Source organism: Sphingobium sp. Ant17 (genome assembly GCF_000588875.1).
Classification (GTDB): Bacteria; Pseudomonadota; Alphaproteobacteria; order Sphingomonadales; family Sphingomonadaceae; genus Sphingobium.
Map to the genome: position 1 here is coordinate 1 of NZ_JEMV01000051.1, position 15928 is coordinate 15928.

At 64.4% G+C, this 15928-nt stretch carries 14 protein-coding genes; 6 read left to right on the forward strand and 8 right to left on the reverse strand.

Features of this window, described 5'->3' with window-relative positions:
- From BF95_RS18475 to BF95_RS18495, 5 genes are all read left to right on the forward strand, one after another.
- A partial coding sequence (locus BF95_RS18475; RefSeq protein WP_043153317.1) for an HlyD family secretion protein occupies positions 1 to 581 on the forward strand: 581 nt, incomplete at its 5' end.
- An 11-nt stretch (positions 582 to 592) separates the two neighbouring features.
- Positions 593 to 3349, forward strand: a complete 2757-nt coding sequence (gene rbbA / locus BF95_RS18480) for a ribosome-associated ATPase/putative transporter RbbA (RefSeq protein WP_043153363.1) — start codon at positions 593 to 595, stop codon at positions 3347 to 3349.
- A gap of 1 nt (position 3350) precedes the next feature.
- Positions 3351 to 4475 carry an ABC transporter permease gene (locus BF95_RS18485; protein ID WP_043153320.1) on the forward strand — a complete coding sequence of 375 codons (1125 nt, stop codon included), beginning with the start codon at positions 3351 to 3353 and terminating at the stop codon, positions 4473 to 4475.
- A 205-nt stretch (positions 4476 to 4680) separates the two neighbouring features.
- Positions 4681 to 5304: a hypothetical protein gene (locus BF95_RS18490; RefSeq protein ID WP_051520107.1), complete on the forward strand. Its 624-nt coding sequence runs from the start codon at positions 4681 to 4683 to the stop codon at positions 5302 to 5304.
- Between the two features lie 20 nt (positions 5305 to 5324).
- Entirely contained in the window at positions 5325 to 6227 is a 903-nt protein-coding gene (locus BF95_RS18495) for an SDR family oxidoreductase (protein ID WP_327195479.1), read from the forward strand.
- A gap of 17 nt (positions 6228 to 6244) precedes the next feature.
- Here BF95_RS18495 and BF95_RS18500 read toward each other — a convergent pair whose 3' ends face one another.
- The 8 genes from BF95_RS18500 to BF95_RS18535 all read right to left on the reverse strand — a co-directional run bounded on the left by BF95_RS18500 (position 6245) and on the right by BF95_RS18535 (position 14838).
- The gene (locus BF95_RS18500) at positions 6245 to 6763 is read right to left on the reverse strand and encodes a GNAT family N-acetyltransferase (protein WP_043153323.1); all 519 of its coding nucleotides are present in this window, start codon (positions 6761 to 6763) and stop codon (positions 6245 to 6247) included.
- On the reverse strand, positions 6753 to 7442 hold the full coding sequence (locus BF95_RS18505; protein ID WP_043153326.1) for an ABC-type transport auxiliary lipoprotein family protein: 690 nt from the start codon (positions 7440 to 7442) through the stop codon (positions 6753 to 6755). The genes BF95_RS18500 and BF95_RS18505 overlap by 11 nt, the downstream gene beginning before the upstream one ends.
- A gap of 145 nt (positions 7443 to 7587) precedes the next feature.
- A complete protein-coding gene (locus tag BF95_RS18510; RefSeq protein ID WP_235209856.1) occupies positions 7588 to 8373 on the reverse strand; it encodes an MlaD family protein in 786 nt (261 codons plus the stop codon).
- Positions 8373 to 9158 carry an ABC transporter ATP-binding protein gene (locus tag BF95_RS18515; protein WP_043153328.1) on the reverse strand — a complete coding sequence of 262 codons (786 nt, stop codon included), beginning with the start codon at positions 9156 to 9158 and terminating at the stop codon, positions 8373 to 8375. The genes BF95_RS18510 and BF95_RS18515 overlap by 1 nt, the downstream gene beginning before the upstream one ends.
- Positions 9155 to 10267 carry an ABC transporter permease gene (locus tag BF95_RS18520; protein WP_043153332.1) on the reverse strand — a complete coding sequence of 371 codons (1113 nt, stop codon included), beginning with the start codon at positions 10265 to 10267 and terminating at the stop codon, positions 9155 to 9157. Before BF95_RS18520 ends, BF95_RS18515 begins: the two co-directional genes overlap by 4 nt.
- A 237-nt stretch (positions 10268 to 10504) precedes the next feature.
- Positions 10505 to 11650, reverse strand: a complete 1146-nt coding sequence (locus BF95_RS18525) for an acetate/propionate family kinase (protein WP_443018391.1) — start codon at positions 11648 to 11650, stop codon at positions 10505 to 10507.
- Positions 11647 to 13059 carry a bifunctional enoyl-CoA hydratase/phosphate acetyltransferase gene (locus BF95_RS18530; protein ID WP_443018393.1) on the reverse strand — a complete coding sequence of 471 codons (1413 nt, stop codon included), beginning with the start codon at positions 13057 to 13059 and terminating at the stop codon, positions 11647 to 11649. Before BF95_RS18530 ends, BF95_RS18525 begins: the two co-directional genes overlap by 4 nt.
- 18 nt (positions 13060 to 13077) lie before the next feature.
- A complete protein-coding gene (locus tag BF95_RS18535; protein WP_051520108.1) occupies positions 13078 to 14838 on the reverse strand; it encodes a PHA/PHB synthase family protein in 1761 nt (586 codons plus the stop codon).
- A 670-nt stretch (positions 14839 to 15508) separates the two neighbouring features.
- On the opposite strand from BF95_RS18535, the gene BF95_RS18540 reads away from it, so the two are divergent.
- The gene (locus BF95_RS18540; protein ID WP_161774347.1) at positions 15509 to 15871 is read left to right on the forward strand and encodes a response regulator; all 363 of its coding nucleotides are present in this window, start codon (positions 15509 to 15511) and stop codon (positions 15869 to 15871) included.
- The last annotated feature ends 57 nt before the right edge of the window (positions 15872 to 15928 follow it).

Below are 15928 nucleotides of genomic sequence, written 5' to 3' on the forward strand. Positions count from 1 at the left end.
CGACGGCTGCCGTCGAGGCGGCGCGCGCGCAGCTGGCTGCGGTCGATGCGGCCATCGGCACCGCGCGCAGCCAGGTGATCGGCGCGCGCTCGAACGTCGATGCCGTCCGCGCGACGATCGAGCGGATCGAGGCCGATATCCGCGACAGCGACCTGCGCGCTCCGGTGGGCGGAAGGGTCCAGTATCGCGTGGCCCAGCCGGGCGAGGTCGTCGCCGGCGGCGGGCGCGTGCTCAACCTCGTCAATCTCGGCGACGTCTACATGACCTTCTTCCTGCCTGAGACGGTGGCGGGACGCGTGGCGCTGGGGAGCGACGTGCGGATCGTGCTCGATGCCGCGCCCGACTATGTGATCCCGGCCAAGGTGTCGTTCGTCGCCGATGTCGCGCAGTTCACGCCGAAGACCGTCGAGACGGCAAGCGAACGGCAGAAGCTGATGTTCCGCGTCAAGGCGCGGATCGATCCCGCCCTGCTCGATCGCCACATCACCCAGGTCAAGACCGGGCTGCCCGGCATGGCCTATGTGCGGACCAGCCGCGATGCCGAATGGCCGGCGAAGCTGACCGTCAACGTGTCGCGATGACCGCGCCCGGCATGTCGGAGGGCGCCTCGCCGGAATTGGTGGCACGCCTTTCGGGCGTCAGCCTGCACTATGGCAGGACGCGGGCGCTCGACAGCATCGATCTGGAAATTCCGGCCGGACGCATGGTCGCGCTGATCGGCCCCGACGGCGTCGGCAAGTCCACCCTGTTCTCGCTGCTCGCCGGCGCGCGCGTGATCCAGGAAGGCAGTGTCGAGGTTCTCGGCGGCGACATGGCGGACCGGCGGCATCGCGAAGCGGTCTGTCCACGCATCGCCTATATGCCGCAGGGCCTCGGCAAGAACCTCTATCCGACCCTCTCCATCGACGAGAATCTGGAGTTTTTCGCGCGCCTGTTCGGGCAGGATGCGCAGGAGCGCGAGCGGCGGATCGCCCAGCTCACCGAGAGCACCGGCCTTGCGCCGTTCCGCAAACGTCCGGCGGGTAAGCTTTCGGGCGGGATGAAGCAGAAGCTCGGGCTCTGCTGCGCGCTGATCCATGATCCGGATTTCCTGCTGCTCGACGAGCCGACCACCGGCGTCGATCCACTATCGCGCGCGCAGTTCTGGGACCTGATCGATCGCATCCGCGCCGACCGGCCGGGCATGAGCGTGCTTGTCGCCACCGCCTATATGGAGGAGGCGGCTCGGTTCGACTGGCTGGTGGCGATGGATGCGGGGCAGATCCTCGCAACCGGCACTCCGGCGGATTTCTATGAACGCACCGGCACCGACGGCCTGGAGCAGGCGTTCATCGCCCTGCTGCCCGAAGAGCGCCGGCGTGGTCACAAGCCCGTGACCATCCCTCCGCGCAGCGATGGGAGCGATGCCGAGATCGCCATCGAGGCCAAGGGACTGACCATGCGCTTCGGCGATTTCACCGCGGTCGACCATGTCGATTTCCGGATCGAGCGCGGCGAGATCTTCGGCTTCCTGGGCTCCAATGGGTGCGGCAAGTCGACGACGATGAAGATGCTGACCGGCCTGCTCAAGGCGAGCGGGGGCCAAGCGTGGCTGTTCGGGCGCGAAGTCGAGAATGACGACATGGCGACGCGTCGGCGCGTGGGCTACATGTCCCAGGCCTTCTCGCTCTATTCCGAACTCACCGTCCGACAGAACCTTGAGCTGCACGCGCAGCTCTTCCATGTGCCCGCCGCCCAAATTCCCGCCCGGGTCGAGGAGATGGCCGGACGCTTCGGCCTGACCGACATCATGGACGCGCTGCCCGACGCGCTCCCGCTCGGCCAGCGCCAGCGGCTTAGCTTGGCGGTGGCGATGATCCACAAGCCCGAGATGCTGATCCTCGACGAGCCGACCTCGGGCGTCGATCCAATCGCGCGCGACCAGTTCTGGCAGATGATGATCGACCTGTCGCGGGGCGACAAGGTGACGATCTTCATCTCCACCCATTTCATGAACGAGGCCGAGCGTTGCGACCGGATTTCGCTGATGCATGCCGGCAAGGTGCTGGTCAGCGATACGCCGGCGGCGATCGTCGAGAAGCGCGGCAGCAAAAACCTCGAGGATGCGTTCATCAGCTATCTGGAGGACGCGGCGGCGGGAGACGAAAGTGCGGAGGCGGGAGTGGCGGCCGCGGCGCCGGCCACCGAGACAAAGGCTGAGTCCGGTTCGTCCTTTTCCCGCACCTTCAGCCGCCGACGGATGCTGAGCTATTCCCGGCGCGAGGCGCTGGAGCTGCGTCGCGATCCGATCCGCGCCACGCTCGCCCTTCTGGGAAGCGTGCTGCTCATGTTCATCATGGGCTATGGCATCAGCCTGGATGTTGAGAACCTGCCGTTCGCGGTGCTCGATCGCGACGGCACCACGACCAGCCAGAATTATGCGCTGAACCTTGCGGGATCCCGCTACTTCATCGAACGCCCGCCGATCACCGATTACGCGCAGCTCGACCGGCGCATGCGCGATGGCGAGCTCAGCGTCGCGATCGAGATTCCACCGGGTTTTGCGCGCGACCTGCGCCGCGGCGATCCGGTCCAGATCGGCGTGTGGATCGATGGCGCCATGCCGATGCGGGCGGAGACCGTGCAGGGATATATCCAGGCACTGCACGCGCAATGGCTGGGAGAGATGGCCGTGCAAGAGCTTGGCGCTCGGCCCTCGGCGGGCCTCATCAATATCGAGACGCGCTATCGCTACAATCCCGACGTCAAGAGCCTGGTGGCGATCGCGCCAGCGGTCATCCCCGTCCTGTTGCTGCTGTTCCCCGCGATGCTGACGGCGCTCAGCGTCGTCCGCGAGAAGGAATTGGGCTCGATCATCAACTTCTATGTCACGCCGATCACGCGCATCGAGTTTCTGCTGGGCAAGCAGCTGCCCTATGTCGCGCTGGCCATGCTCAACTATGTGCTGCTGGTGCTGTTGGCGCTGCTCGTCTTTCGCGTGCCGATCACCGGCAATGTGCTGGCGATGACGCTGGCGGCCTTGCTCTACACGCTGTCCGCGACCGCGATCGGGCTGCTGTTCTCGATCTTCATGCGCAGCCAGATCGCCGCGCTGTTCGCAACCGCGATCGGCACCATCCTGCCGGCGGTGCAGTTTTCGGGGCTGATCAACCCGGTCTCGTCGCTGGAGGGCGTCGGGGCGTTTATCGGGCGCATCTTCCCGACCACCCATTTCGTCACCGTCTGTCGGGGCGTCTTTTCGAAAGGGCTGGGCTTCGGCGACCTGGGTCAGCCGCTTCTGGCGCTGGCCGTGGCAGTACCGGTGCTGCTCGCGCTGTCCGTCGCGCTTTTGAAAAAGCAGGAGGGCTGAGATGCGGCATATCGCCAATATCGGACGTCTGGGCGTCAAAGAGCTGCGCAGCCTGTGGCGCGATCCGATGATGCTGGTGCTGATCGTCTACGCCTTCTCGCTCGGCATCTACGTGGCGGCCTCCGCCATGCCCGAGACTCTGAACAAGGCGCCGATCGCAATCGTCGACGAGGATCAGTCCCCGCTGTCCAGCCGGATCACCGGAGCCTTCTATCCGCCGCATTTCACGCCGCCGGCGCTGCTTGCTTTGGGCGAGGTCGATCCGGCCATGGACGCCGGGCGCTACACCTTCGCGCTCGACCTGCCGCCCGATTTCCAGCGCGACGTGCTCGCCGGCCGCCAGCCGACCGTCCAGCTCAACATCGATGCCACGCGCATGAGCCAGGCCTTCACCGGCGGCGGATACATCCAGCAGATCGTCCAGGGCGAGGTCTCCGAGTTCATGCGGGGCACGCGCGCCACCGCCGCGCCGCCCGCCGATCTCGCGTTGCGCGCCCGCTTCAACCCGACTCTCGCCCAGAGCTGGTTCGGGTCGGTGATGGAGATCATCAACAACGTCACCATGCTCTCGATCGTGTTGACCGGCGCCGCGCTGATCCGGGAGCGCGAGCATGGCACCATCGAGCATCTGCTGGTGATGCCGGTCACGCCGTTCGAGATCATGGCGAGCAAGGTCTGGGCGATGGGGCTCGTCGTCCTGCTCGCCTGCGCCTTCGCGCTGCTGGTGGTGGTCGAAGGGATATTGAAGGTGCCGATCGAGGGATCGATCCCGCTGTTCCTGGCAGGGGCGGCGCTCCACCTGTTCGCGACCACGTCGATCGGCATCTTCATGGGCACGATCGCGCGATCGATGCCGCAGTTCGGGCTGCTGCTGATGCTCGTCCTGCTGCCGCTCCAGCTGCTCTCGGGCGGCATGACCCCGCGCGAGAGCATGCCGGAGTTCGTGCAGACGGTGATGCTCGCCGCGCCCACCACCCATTTTGTGAGGATGGCGCAGGCTGTTCTTTACCGGGGAGCGGGCTTCGACGTGGTCTGGCCCCAGTTCCTTGCCATCACCGTGATCGGGGCGGTGTTCTTCCTGATCGCGCTCGCGCGGTTCCGCCGGACGATCGGAACGATGGCATAAGCAGGCACATGGTGATGGCCGCCTCAGTAACACTACCAATATGCCCAACAGCGCGGCTGCGCGAAACTTTTCTCACCACAAAGGGGAGAATCTCCATGCACGCCCTGGACAGAATTCGTCAGTCGATCGACGTCATTTTCCTGTATGGATTGACAGCAGGTCTGGTGATGGCGATCGCCGCCATCATCATGGCGAAGCTTCCCGAATGAAAAGGAAGACGCGTCTCCGGCGTCTTGCGCCGCTCGTTCTGAGTGTTCTTCTTGGGCTTTCTATTCACACCGCCGCCCAGTCGGCGCCCGCTGCCGCCGAAGCGACCGCCCCGGCGGGCTTCCGCCTCGATTCCGACGGGACCTTGGTGCATGTGGGAAGCGGTGCGCGCTTTCCCCATATGCTCGCCGGATTCACCCGCGTAGCCGAGCAGGGATATGATCCCAGCGGCCAGTATGTTTCCGTCGAATATCGTTCGCCAGTGCACGGTTCGACGATCGTTGCCCGCATCTCGCTGGTTCATATCGAGCAAATGTCGGCGAAGGAGCATTATACGATCATGAAGTGGCTTGCGCGCAGCTATTTCGATGAAAGCACGCCGCTGTCCGAGGGGCCGGTCGTTCTTCCCGACATGCCAAAGGATGCCGTCTGGCGCGGACGGTTCCGCGGCAGCCGCGAAGGCGTTCCCTTTGAATTCAGTCTCACGACGGTCGATCTTGGCTATTGGGGCGCCCGCGTCGCCACCGCTTATCCGGAGGCCGAACATGGTGAAGCCGAACAGCGGCTCGATGCGTTGATTGGTGGATTGCGGGCATTGGCGCCGACCGCGAAGCCGGAATAGAGTCGATCTCATGCAGGGCGTTGCCGCTTGCGGTCCAACGCCCCCAAGCAAAGAAGAGGAAGAGCCATGCTCGCCATCACCGGAGCGACGGGACAACTCGGGCGGCTCGTCATTTCGGCGCTGTTGAAAACGGTGCGGCCGGCGAGATCGCAGCCCTGGTACGTAATATCGACAAGGCGTCCGACCTCGCTGCGAAGGGCGTCGTCGTGCGCGAAGCCGATTATAGCCGACCGGAGACCCTGGGCCCGGCCCTGGCGGGTATCGATAAGCTGCTGCTCATTTCGGGAAACGAGGTCGGACACCGCGTGCCGCAACATAAGGCGGTGATCGACGCCGCCAGGACGGTGGGCGTGAAGCTCATCGCCTATACCAGCGTGCTGCACGCGGATACGTCACCGCTCGGTCTTGCCGAAGAGCATCGCCAGACCGAAGCGCTCCTCCGGGAAAGCGGCGTACACTATGTCTTGCTACGGAACAGCTGGTACACCGAGAACTACACCGCCTCGATACCCTCCGCTCTCCAGCATGGCGTGGTGAGAGGCTCCGCCGGAGACGCCCGCATCGCCTCGGCCACCCGCGCCGACTTTGCCGACGCAACCGCCGCCGTTCTGGTGGCGCAGGAGGATCAGGCCGGACGCGTCTACGAACTGGCGGGTGACGAAGCCTATACGCTCGCCGAATTCGCGGACGAACTCTCCCGCCAGGCGGGCATGACGATCATCTTTCGCAACCTGAGCGAGGCCGACTACAAGGCGGCACTGGTCGACGCCGGCCTGCCGGAGGCGGTGGCGGCGATGCTCGCCCAGTCGGACGCTGCGGCCGGACAGGGCGCGCTCTTCGACGACGGCCATCAACTCAGCCAGCTGATAGGCCGGCCGACCACGCCATTGAAGGACGCGATCGCCGCGGCCCTGGCGCGTTGAGCGCTGGGCGCCGGCGGTCAACCGGCGCGCAGCGTTTTCCTGACCAGCACCAGGGTCGAGTCCCCTGGATATTCCTCGACCGTGAAGCCCATGTCGCGTTCGAGTTCGATTGCAGCGACATTGGCGCGGCTCTCGATCGACTCGATTATCGAGAGCCCCCGCGCTTCCGCCTGATCGGCCACGAAGGAGAGCAATGTCCATCCGACGCCTCTGTGCCGATAGTCGGCGTCAACCGAGATCGCCACCTCGCCCCGCTCGCCCGCTGCATCGGATACGAGCATCGCGCTTGCAACCGCGGCGCCGCTCTCGGCATCGAAGGCGAGGAAGCTTAGCGCGTTGCCATCATCGATCGGGGTCAGGGCACGAAGTTGCTCCGGTCCGATCTCGTTCAGTCCTGACAGGAACCGGAAGCGCAAATCCTCATGGCTCACATGGTGGAACAATTGCGTCAGGATCGGCCGGTCCTGCGCGCCTGCCGGTCTCACCGAAAGCTCAAGCCCGCTGCGCGTGACCAGATGGGTTGGGTTATTGCTCATTGTTCTGACCTTTCTGAGACCTCACGTCCATGAGTTCTGCGCCGGACGCCTGTATGGTCCAATCGACAAACTGTGTCGCATAACGCGCCACCGCCCGGTCGAACGCCGCGACAATCCCGCTCTTGCTATTGGCGGTCACCGGCTCCTCCACCGTGAAACGGCGTGATGCGATCGGCTGCCGATCCCGCAGATCAAGCAGTGTTGCGTCTCCGGTGATGATCACGGCTGGCGGACCCTGTTCCGCACCTTCCGCAGGGTAGCGCGCCTCGAACCGGTCGATGCTTATCTGCAATGCCTGTAATGCGCCGGTCGCGCTTCCAGGCGGCGCCAGCCGGATCGTCGGTACGCGCTCGCCGAACTGTCGGCCCAGCGCCTGCACGAAAAGCTCCGGAACGGACGCTACCCAGCGCGTGTCCTTCATGTAGAGCGCGCGCGCGCCTTGTGTTGTGAGGATCCGGTCACCTTCGATCTCCGGCGCGAAGCGGATACGCAGGAGCGAAATGGTACGGGGCATCGGACTGTGCCCAACCGTTGTCGAGGGGCGCGCGGGAAGGTGCGGCACGCCAAAACGGAAAAGATCATCCCGCGCGCCGCCACCGAGCAGGCTGCCACAGCCGGAAAGTGCGAGTAAGCCAATGAGGAGGGCCGCAGATATCCTCAAGACGGCAAAATGTTTCATTGCGGAAGCTCCCGTTCCCTGCCGCTGCCCTTGCCAAGCGCGTGACGTGGATCCCGCTGGATCTGCCGGATGAGACCGTCGAGCGACTCGGCCGTGTCCTGAAGACTGATCATGGCGGCGTTGATGTTGGGAAGGGTGGTGGTGCTTATGTCGGCGCTTCGCGTGTCGAGTCTGGCGACGGCTTCCCGGGCTTCGTGGATTGCGGTCTTGAGCTCACCTGCCGCACCCGAGATATCGGCGAAAGCGCGCCTGCCGTCGCCGTCGGCGATCTGGCGGACCGATGCTGAGGCGCCTGGATGTCGGTCGCGGCACGATCGAGCTTCGCAAGGGCCGAGGCAGCGTTCGATATCATCCTCCGGTTCGCCGCGAATTCCGCGCTGGTCAGGCGAATATCCTCTACAGCCGCACCCACATTGGCGATCGTGCGATCCGAGAGCAGCCGGTTCACGCGGTTGAGCGCCTCGGTAGCGGCCTGGACCATCTGGCCGCCGCCCTGCAGGAGAGTCGACAGAGCGTTGGCCTTGCTGGAAATGATCGGGCGCTCGCTCCCATCGACCTTGCGCAATAAGGGCTTTTGCTGGGATCCGGCGCCGATCTGGATAACGCTGACACTCGAGATCCCCTGAATTTCGGTCGAAGCCATCGAGTCCACGCGGATCGGCGTCCCACGGTCGACCGCGATGTCGGTGAGCACGCGATTGGGATCGTCCTCATCAAGCCGGATATTCTGAATCTGACCAACCTTGATACCGTTGAACTGAACTTCACCGCCTTTGCTCAGCCCGCGCACCGGACCCACAAACATGATGCGATACAGGTCATGGTCACGCCTGAACTGGGACCCGCCCAGCCAGACGACAAAGACGATCGAGGCGATCAGAAACACCGTGGAGACAATGCCCACCAGGGCATAATTGGCATGGCGTTCCATCAGCGCAGCTTCTTCTGGACGGCACGGCCGCGCGGCCCCAGGAAATAGCTCTTGATCCAGGGATGGTCCGATCGCTCAAGTTCATCGACGGTCGCGACGGTGACTATCTTCTTCTCCGCCAGTACCGCCACGCGGTCGCAGATGGCGTAAAGCGTGTCGAGATCATGGGTGATCATGAAGACGGTGAGGCCAAGCGCCTGGCGCAAGGTGGTAACGAGCGCGTCGAACTCGCTCGCTGCGATCGGATCGAGACCTGCGGTGGGTTCGTCGAGGAACAGTATGTCGGGATCGAGTGCGATCGCACGCGCCACGCCCGCGCGCTTGCGCATGCCACCTGAAAGCTCCGCCGGCTTGAGCGACCCGGCATTGTCGGGAAGCCCCGCGAGCGCGATTTTCAAGCGGGCGAGATCGCGCACAAAGTCCTTCGGCAGACGCGCATGCTCGAGGAGCGGCGTTTCGACATTTTCCTGGACGGTCAGGAAGGAGAACAGCGCGCCCTGCTGGAACATCACGCCGATGCGCCGTTCGACCGCCGATCGAGCGTCCGGATCATCGATACGCCGTCCGAAAATCTCGACCGTCCCACCATCGGGGCGCTTGAGGCCGAGGATCGTATTGAGCAGCACCGATTTGCCCGAGCCGGAGCCGCCGACCACACCCAGTATTTCTCCCTTGCGGACTTCGAGATCCAGCTTCTCGTGGATGACCTTCTTACCAAAGGCCGTGCGAAGGCCGGAGATGCGGATCGGCGCGTCGCCGTCGCCGGTTGCGGACGGGGCGCTCACAAGTCGAGCACCGTGAAGATCACGGCGAACACCGCGTCGAACATGATGACCATGAAGACCGACTGAACGACCGAAGAAGTGACGTTGCGGCCGAGGCTCTGCACATCGCCGCCCACCATCAATCCGTGCCGGCAGCCGGCGGCGGCGATCACCAGCGCGAGAAACGGCGCCTTACTCATCCCCATCCAAAAATGCTTGATGGCGACCATCTCGAGCGTCCGTTGGATAAAGAATGCGGGATTGATATCGATCGTTGCCCAACTCACCAACAGCCCGCCGGCGAGGCCGCCTATATCGGCGCAGAAGGTCATCAGCGGCATCATCAAGAGCGCGGCCAGGACGCGCGGGATCACAAGGGCGTCGAAGCGGTCGACGCCCATGACCTGCATGGCGTCGGTTTCCTGGTTCATGCGCATTGCGCCGATCTGCGCGGCGAACGAGGACGCGGAGCGGCCCGCCAGCAGGATCGCGGCGATGACGACGCCGAACTCGCGCAGGACGGCAACACCAACGAGTTCGACCGTGAACACCTCCACGCCCAAAGTCGTCAGCAGATTGGTGCCGACGAGCGCGATCACCGCGCCGATGAAGAAGGTCATCGTGAACACGATCGGCAAGGCGTTGATGCCCGCGTCCTGCATCACTGCGAAGAGCGGCGTCATCCGCAATCGTCCGGGATGGATGATCGTTCGCCCAATGGCCGCTACGAGGTGCCCTGTGAACTCCAGCATGTCATATGCGTCGCGGGCGAGATGGACGACGTGGCGCCCGAAGCGGTCGAAAATGCTGGCCAGATCCCCGCTACTCTGCCGGGATGGTGTTTCCGCATCTAGCGCCGGCCGGACGAGCGTGATCAACCGGTGCAGATCCTCTCGCGGGCCACAGTCGATATCGACGTCTTTCGCCACGAACTGCAGCAGCGCGAGCGCCCCAGCCGTATCGATCCGTCCCAGGTCGGACAGGTCAATGCGACGGACCTCGTCACGCCCACCCATACGTGCGGACAATCGGACCAGGGCGTTGCCCAGGTCCAGCGCCGTCCAGTCGCCGATCGTGTGAAGCGTCGTCTCGCCGTTGCGATCATAAAGGCGCCAATCCGCGGTCGTCATCGCGGGAGCGCCGCTCCAAGTCGAACGCGGGGCGGCGATCGACGATGACCGACGAGATTTTTGCCGTGACTGGCAAGCCACTGCCTGATGCAATGGTAGCCTGAAGCTCCATCAGGTGGTCGGCCGGTGATATCGCTTTCAGTGACGGCGGCGAGCTGAGGTTTGGCCACATAGGCGGCAATCGGGGTCACCGTCCACCTCCTGGTGCAGGCAGGACGCCAAGGGTGTGGACGGCGATCATGCGCTCCTCGTCGGTCGGGATGACGCGGGCGATGATCCTGCTGTCCGGCCGGCTGATGACCGGCGCATTGCGGGCGTGAGATCCCGGTCGATGGTCAGGCCGGTCCAGGCCAGGCGCTCGCAGATCGATGCGCGGATGATCGGGTCATTTTCGCCGATGCCCGCCGTAAAGACGATCCCGTCAAGGCCGCCGAGAGAGGAGACGAGCGCACCGGCTTCCCGCGCCGCGCGCCAGGTGAAGAGGTCGATGGCCTCGGCGGCGTGCGGGTCTTCGCTCTTGTGGAGCGCGCGCATGTCGCTCGACACGCCTGACACGCCGAGCAGGCCGGACTGCTGGTACAGAAGCGTCTCGATCTCGCCGCTGCTCATGCCTTCCTGGGTCAGAAGGTGGAGCAGGACGCCGGGATCGATGTTGCCGCAGCGCGTTCCCATCATCAGCCCGTCGAGCGCGGTGAAGCCCATCGTCGTATCGACGCTCTTTCCCTCACGCATCGCGCACAGGCTCGCGCCGTTTCCCAGGTGGGCGACGATCAATCGCCCGCCCGCCAGCTCCGGGTCGATCTCCCTCAGCGTCCGCGCGATATATTCGTAGGAGAGACCATGGAAGCCATAGCGCCGGATGCCCTTGTCGTGCAGTGCGCGGGGCAGGGCGAAGCGCGTGGCGCTGTCCGCCCGGTCGTGATGGAAGGCGGTATCGAAGCAGGCGACCTGGGGAAGGGCAGGCGCCAGCGCCCGGATGGCCCGGATCGCTGCGAGATTGTGGGGCTGGTGGAGCGGCGCCAAGGGGCTCAGCGCGTCCAGTGCAGTGAGCAGGGCGTCGTCGACCAGTAGCGGCCGCGCAAACGCCATTCCGCCATGGACGACGCGATGGCCGATGGCGATGATCTCATGTTCGGGCAGGTGATCTCCCGCCCAGGCGAACAGGTCATGAAGCAGGGCCTCGTGGGTCAGCCCCGCGCCATTGTTCCAGCTGCGGTCGACCAGGACGGCGCCATCGGCGTCGCGCGCCACGAGCCGCGGAGCCGTGCCGATCCCTTCCAGCTTGCCGGCCGCGGCATGGCGCGGGCCGTCGGTGTCGAGCGTGAACAGCGCGAACTTGATGCTCGACGAGCCCGCATTGATGCTGACGACGGCGCCGCTCATGCCAGGGGCTTGCCTTCGGGCAGGCCCGGTGCCGCCATGGTGGCGGCACGCGCGAGCAGCACCGCGACCGCGCAGGAGGCGAGCCGTGTGCGTAGGGAATCTGCGCGGCTGGTAAGGATGATCGGCACGCGCGCGCCCAGCACCACCCCGGCGGCATCCGCCCCGCCGAGAAATGTCAGCTGCTTGGCAAGCATGTTTCCGGCCTCGAGGGTGGGGACGACCAGGATCTCGGCCTTGCCCGCCACGGGCGAGACGATCCCCTTTTCCTTGGCCGCCGCCTCGCTGATCGCATTGTCGAACGCCAGCGGGCCATCGAGCACGCCGCCTGAAATCTGACCGCGATCGGCCATCTTGCAGAGCGCGGCGGCGTCGAGCGTCGATCGCATCGACGGATTGATCGTCTCCACCGCCGACAGGATCGCGACCTTGGGACTTTCGATCCCGATGACATGGGCTAGATCGATGGCGTTGCGGATGATGTCCGCCTTTTCTTCGAGCGTCGGTTCGATGTTGATCGCCGCATCGGTGATGATCAGCGGAGTAGGGTGCTCCGGCACATCCATCAAATAGGCATGGCTGATGCGGCGCTCGGTCCTGAGCCCCGTTGCGGACGAGACCACTGCGCCCATCAGTTCGTCGGTATGGAGGGAGCCCTTCATCAGCAACCGCGCCTCACCCGAGCGGACGAGCGCCACGGCCTGCGCGGCAGCGGCGTGGCTGTGCGGCGCGGCTATCAGGCGGAAAGCGGTTATGTCCTTGCCGGCGTCCCTGGCCGCCGCCCGGATTTTCTCCTCGGGGCCAACGAGAATCGGCTGGATCAGGCCGGCCTCGGCGGCCTCCACCGCCGCGAGAATCGCGGCGGTATTGCAGGGATGTGCTACGGCGGTCGGTATGGCGTCGCCGCCGGCCGTCATCTCGATCAGTTTGCGATATCCATCATGATCGGAAACGCGGATGTCGGGCAAGGCCATCCGGGGGGCGCGGACCTTTTCGGTCGGCGCCTTGACCTCGGCCTGCCCTGTTATGACGTCCTGTCCGTTCTGGTTGACGCAGCGGCAGTCGAGGCGAACGACATGGTGCTCGGCACGTTTCTCCGTGACGGTCACCGAGGCGGTGACGGTATCTCCGAGGCAGACCGGCCGGATGAAGCGCAGGGTCTGGCTGACATAGATGGTGCCGGGACCGGGGAGCTCGGTTCCGAGCGTGGCGGAAATGAGCCCGCCGCCCCACATGCCGGGCGCGATCACCTGATGGAACATGTCGGTGGCGGCATAGGCCGGATCGAGTTGCACCGGATTTGCGTCGCCTGAAACGCGCGCGAAAAGCTGCATGTCCTGCTCGCACAACGTGCGGACAACGCTCGCCGTGTCGCCGACGACAATCTCGTCGAAGGTGCGGTTCTCGATCATATCGATCACGGCCACCGCTCAATGCTCCAGCACATAGCGGCCGGGAGCGTTGTCGATCACCGGATAGTCCTTGTCCGGCGCGCCCATCGGCGGCGGAGCGACCGGCTCGCCCGAACGCGCGCGCAGCCACTCGTCCCAGGCGACCCACCAGGATCCGTCCCGCACGAGCGCATGCGCCATCCAATCGTCCGGATCGAGCGCGGCGCCGTCTGCCTCACGGGTGAGGATATGGTAGCGTCGCCCCTTGTGCCCGGGCTCGGAGACGATCCCGGCATTGTGCCCGCCGCTGGTCAGCGCGAATGTGATCTCGGCGCTGCTCAGCATATGGATCTTGTGGACCGAACGCCACGGAGCGACATGGTCGCGTTCGGTGCCGACGACGAACATCGGCTTGCGCAGCGCGGACAGGCTGATGGTTCGGCCGTCGATCTTGTAGCGACCCTCGGCGAGATCGTCGTCGAGGAACAGGCGGCGCAGATATTGGCTGTGCATCGCGTAAGGCATCCGCGTGCCATCGGCGTTCCACGCCATCAGGTCCGACATCGGCTCGCGCTCGCCCATCAGATAGGTGTTGAGGATCCGCGACCAGACGAGGTCGTTCGAGCGCAAAATCTGGAAGGCGCCGCCCATCTGCGTGCCGTCGAGATAGCCCTTGCTCCACATCATATTCTCGAGCACGTTGAGCTGCGCCTCGTCGATGAACAAGCCAAGTTCGCCCGGCTCGCTGAACTCGGTCTGGGCGGCGAACAGGGTGATGGTGGCGAGCCGCTCATCGCCGTCGCGCGCCATCGCCGCCGCCGCGATCGACAGCAGCGTGCCGCCGATGCAATAGCCGACGGCGTGAACGGTCGGCGCTCCGGTGATCGCCGTCACCGCGTCGAGCGCCGCCATCGGGCCCAGCCGCCGATAGGCCTCCATGTCGAGGTCGCGGTCCGCGCTGACGGGATTGTGCCAGGAGATGATGAAGACCGTATAGCCCTGCCCGGTCAGCCAGCGGACCAGCGAGTTCTCCGGCGACAGGTCGAGAATATAATATTTCATGATCCAGGCCGGCACGATCAGAATGGGTTCCGGCCGCACGGTGTCCGTGGTCGGCGCATATTGGATCAGCTCGATCAGCTCGTTGCGATAAACGACCTTGCCGGGCGTGGTTGCAACATCCTTCCCGACCTCGAACGCTTCGGCACCCACCGGCAGCTCTCCGCGCATGGTGCGCTGCATATCCTCCAGCAATAGCCTGGCACCCTCGACAAGGCATTGCCCGCCGGTCTCGAATATCCGCTTCTGGAGGACGGGATTGGTCGCGACGAAATTGGTCGGCGCCATCGTGTCGAGGATCTGCCGCATCCCGAAGGCGACCATGTCTTCATGATGCCTCGTGACGCCCACCACGCCGGTCGTGGCCGCATGCCACCATTGCTGGTTGAGAAGGAAAGCCTGCGCGATCAGGTTGAAAGGCGCTTCCTTCCATGCCGGATCGACGAAGCGACGATCCTGTGGCAGCGGCTCGATTGCGGGAGCAGCGTCATGGTCGCCGATGCTGCGCACGGCATAGTCGCCGAGCCGCATGAATTTGCGTGTCGTCTTGGCCGCCAGCTGCAACTGCTTGCCCGGCGAGCTGGCAAGATGCATGCCCCAGTCGGAGAAGGCCTGCAGGATCGTCGCGGGCGAGAGTCCGCTGGTCAGCTGCGCCATGCCGGCGATCGCGGCCCGGTCGAGAGTTTCGGCAATGCCGTCGAGCGGATCGGACGCGTCCTGACGTGAATGCGCTGCTGCCATCTTGGAGCTCCTGAAAAAATCCTGTCTCTACTGCAGCTGCACACGCGCAAGCGCATTACGTAAATGCCCCAAGCCGCATGTCCCACGGCATTCCATTGTTATCACTTTCGTCTGTATTTTCAGGTATTTTGCGCCAAGGCTTGATCCGAGCTTGGGAAAAGAATCGTACCTTCGCAACTGCAGGAAACGGTACTGCAAAGGTTAGATACAGCGCAAGTTCGCCGGTTGCTCCCGAACATTCTCCACTGCGATCCATCGCCGCGCGCGTGCCCTGAAAAAGCAGCTTGCCTCATGGATGATATAGGTGCGACACGGCGGAATTGATCTTGGTAAACCCAATGATCGAACAGAAGCAGACGGTCTTGCCTAGCCGTCCTTACATAGTGACCCTCGCGGCACCAGATCCTGACCGACAATGCTCTCCGTATGGTCATCCAGAGCGCGCGTCTTGCCGCTGTCGCCAGGGGGTTGCAGGGTCGGTCGCGGATGGATTGACACCGCTCCCCTTGGAGTCGAAATCAGCAGTGGCGCTATCCGTCACTTGGGAAATCTACGTAGTTCAGAGCGGCGACATTGCCGTTAGACCGAATCGACCGGAAGATTCCGGCAATCCCTGGTTTGTTTGGCACGAGTGACACATAGGCCCACCGACCTGCAGATTCCTCGCGCCGTGATCCTCCTTGTCGAGAGCGACACCGGATTGAGGCGCGCGTTGCACCTGTTGCTTATGGCTCGCGGTTATGGCGTGAAAGCCTATGCAGAGGAGACCCGCCTCCTGGCAGATCCGATGACAGAGGAGGGAGCTTGCCTGATCGCCGAGCATCGGCCCGTTCATGTGGATGGAATCGATCTTCTGCATCAGCTCCGGGCGGCGGGCTGGCAGCATCCGGTCATTCTAACCACAACCGATCATTCTGCGGAGACTGAACTCTGCGCACGCGGTGCGGGCTGCGCGCATATTCTCCACAAGCCGTTCGCCCATCATCTGCTTTTTGGCCTCGTCGACAGGGTCGTGGCGCGCGGTCCCGGTTAGACGCAGCAATTGGCAGCGGCTAGCGGTCCCATGCACGCGCTGCAGCGGCCAACGCCA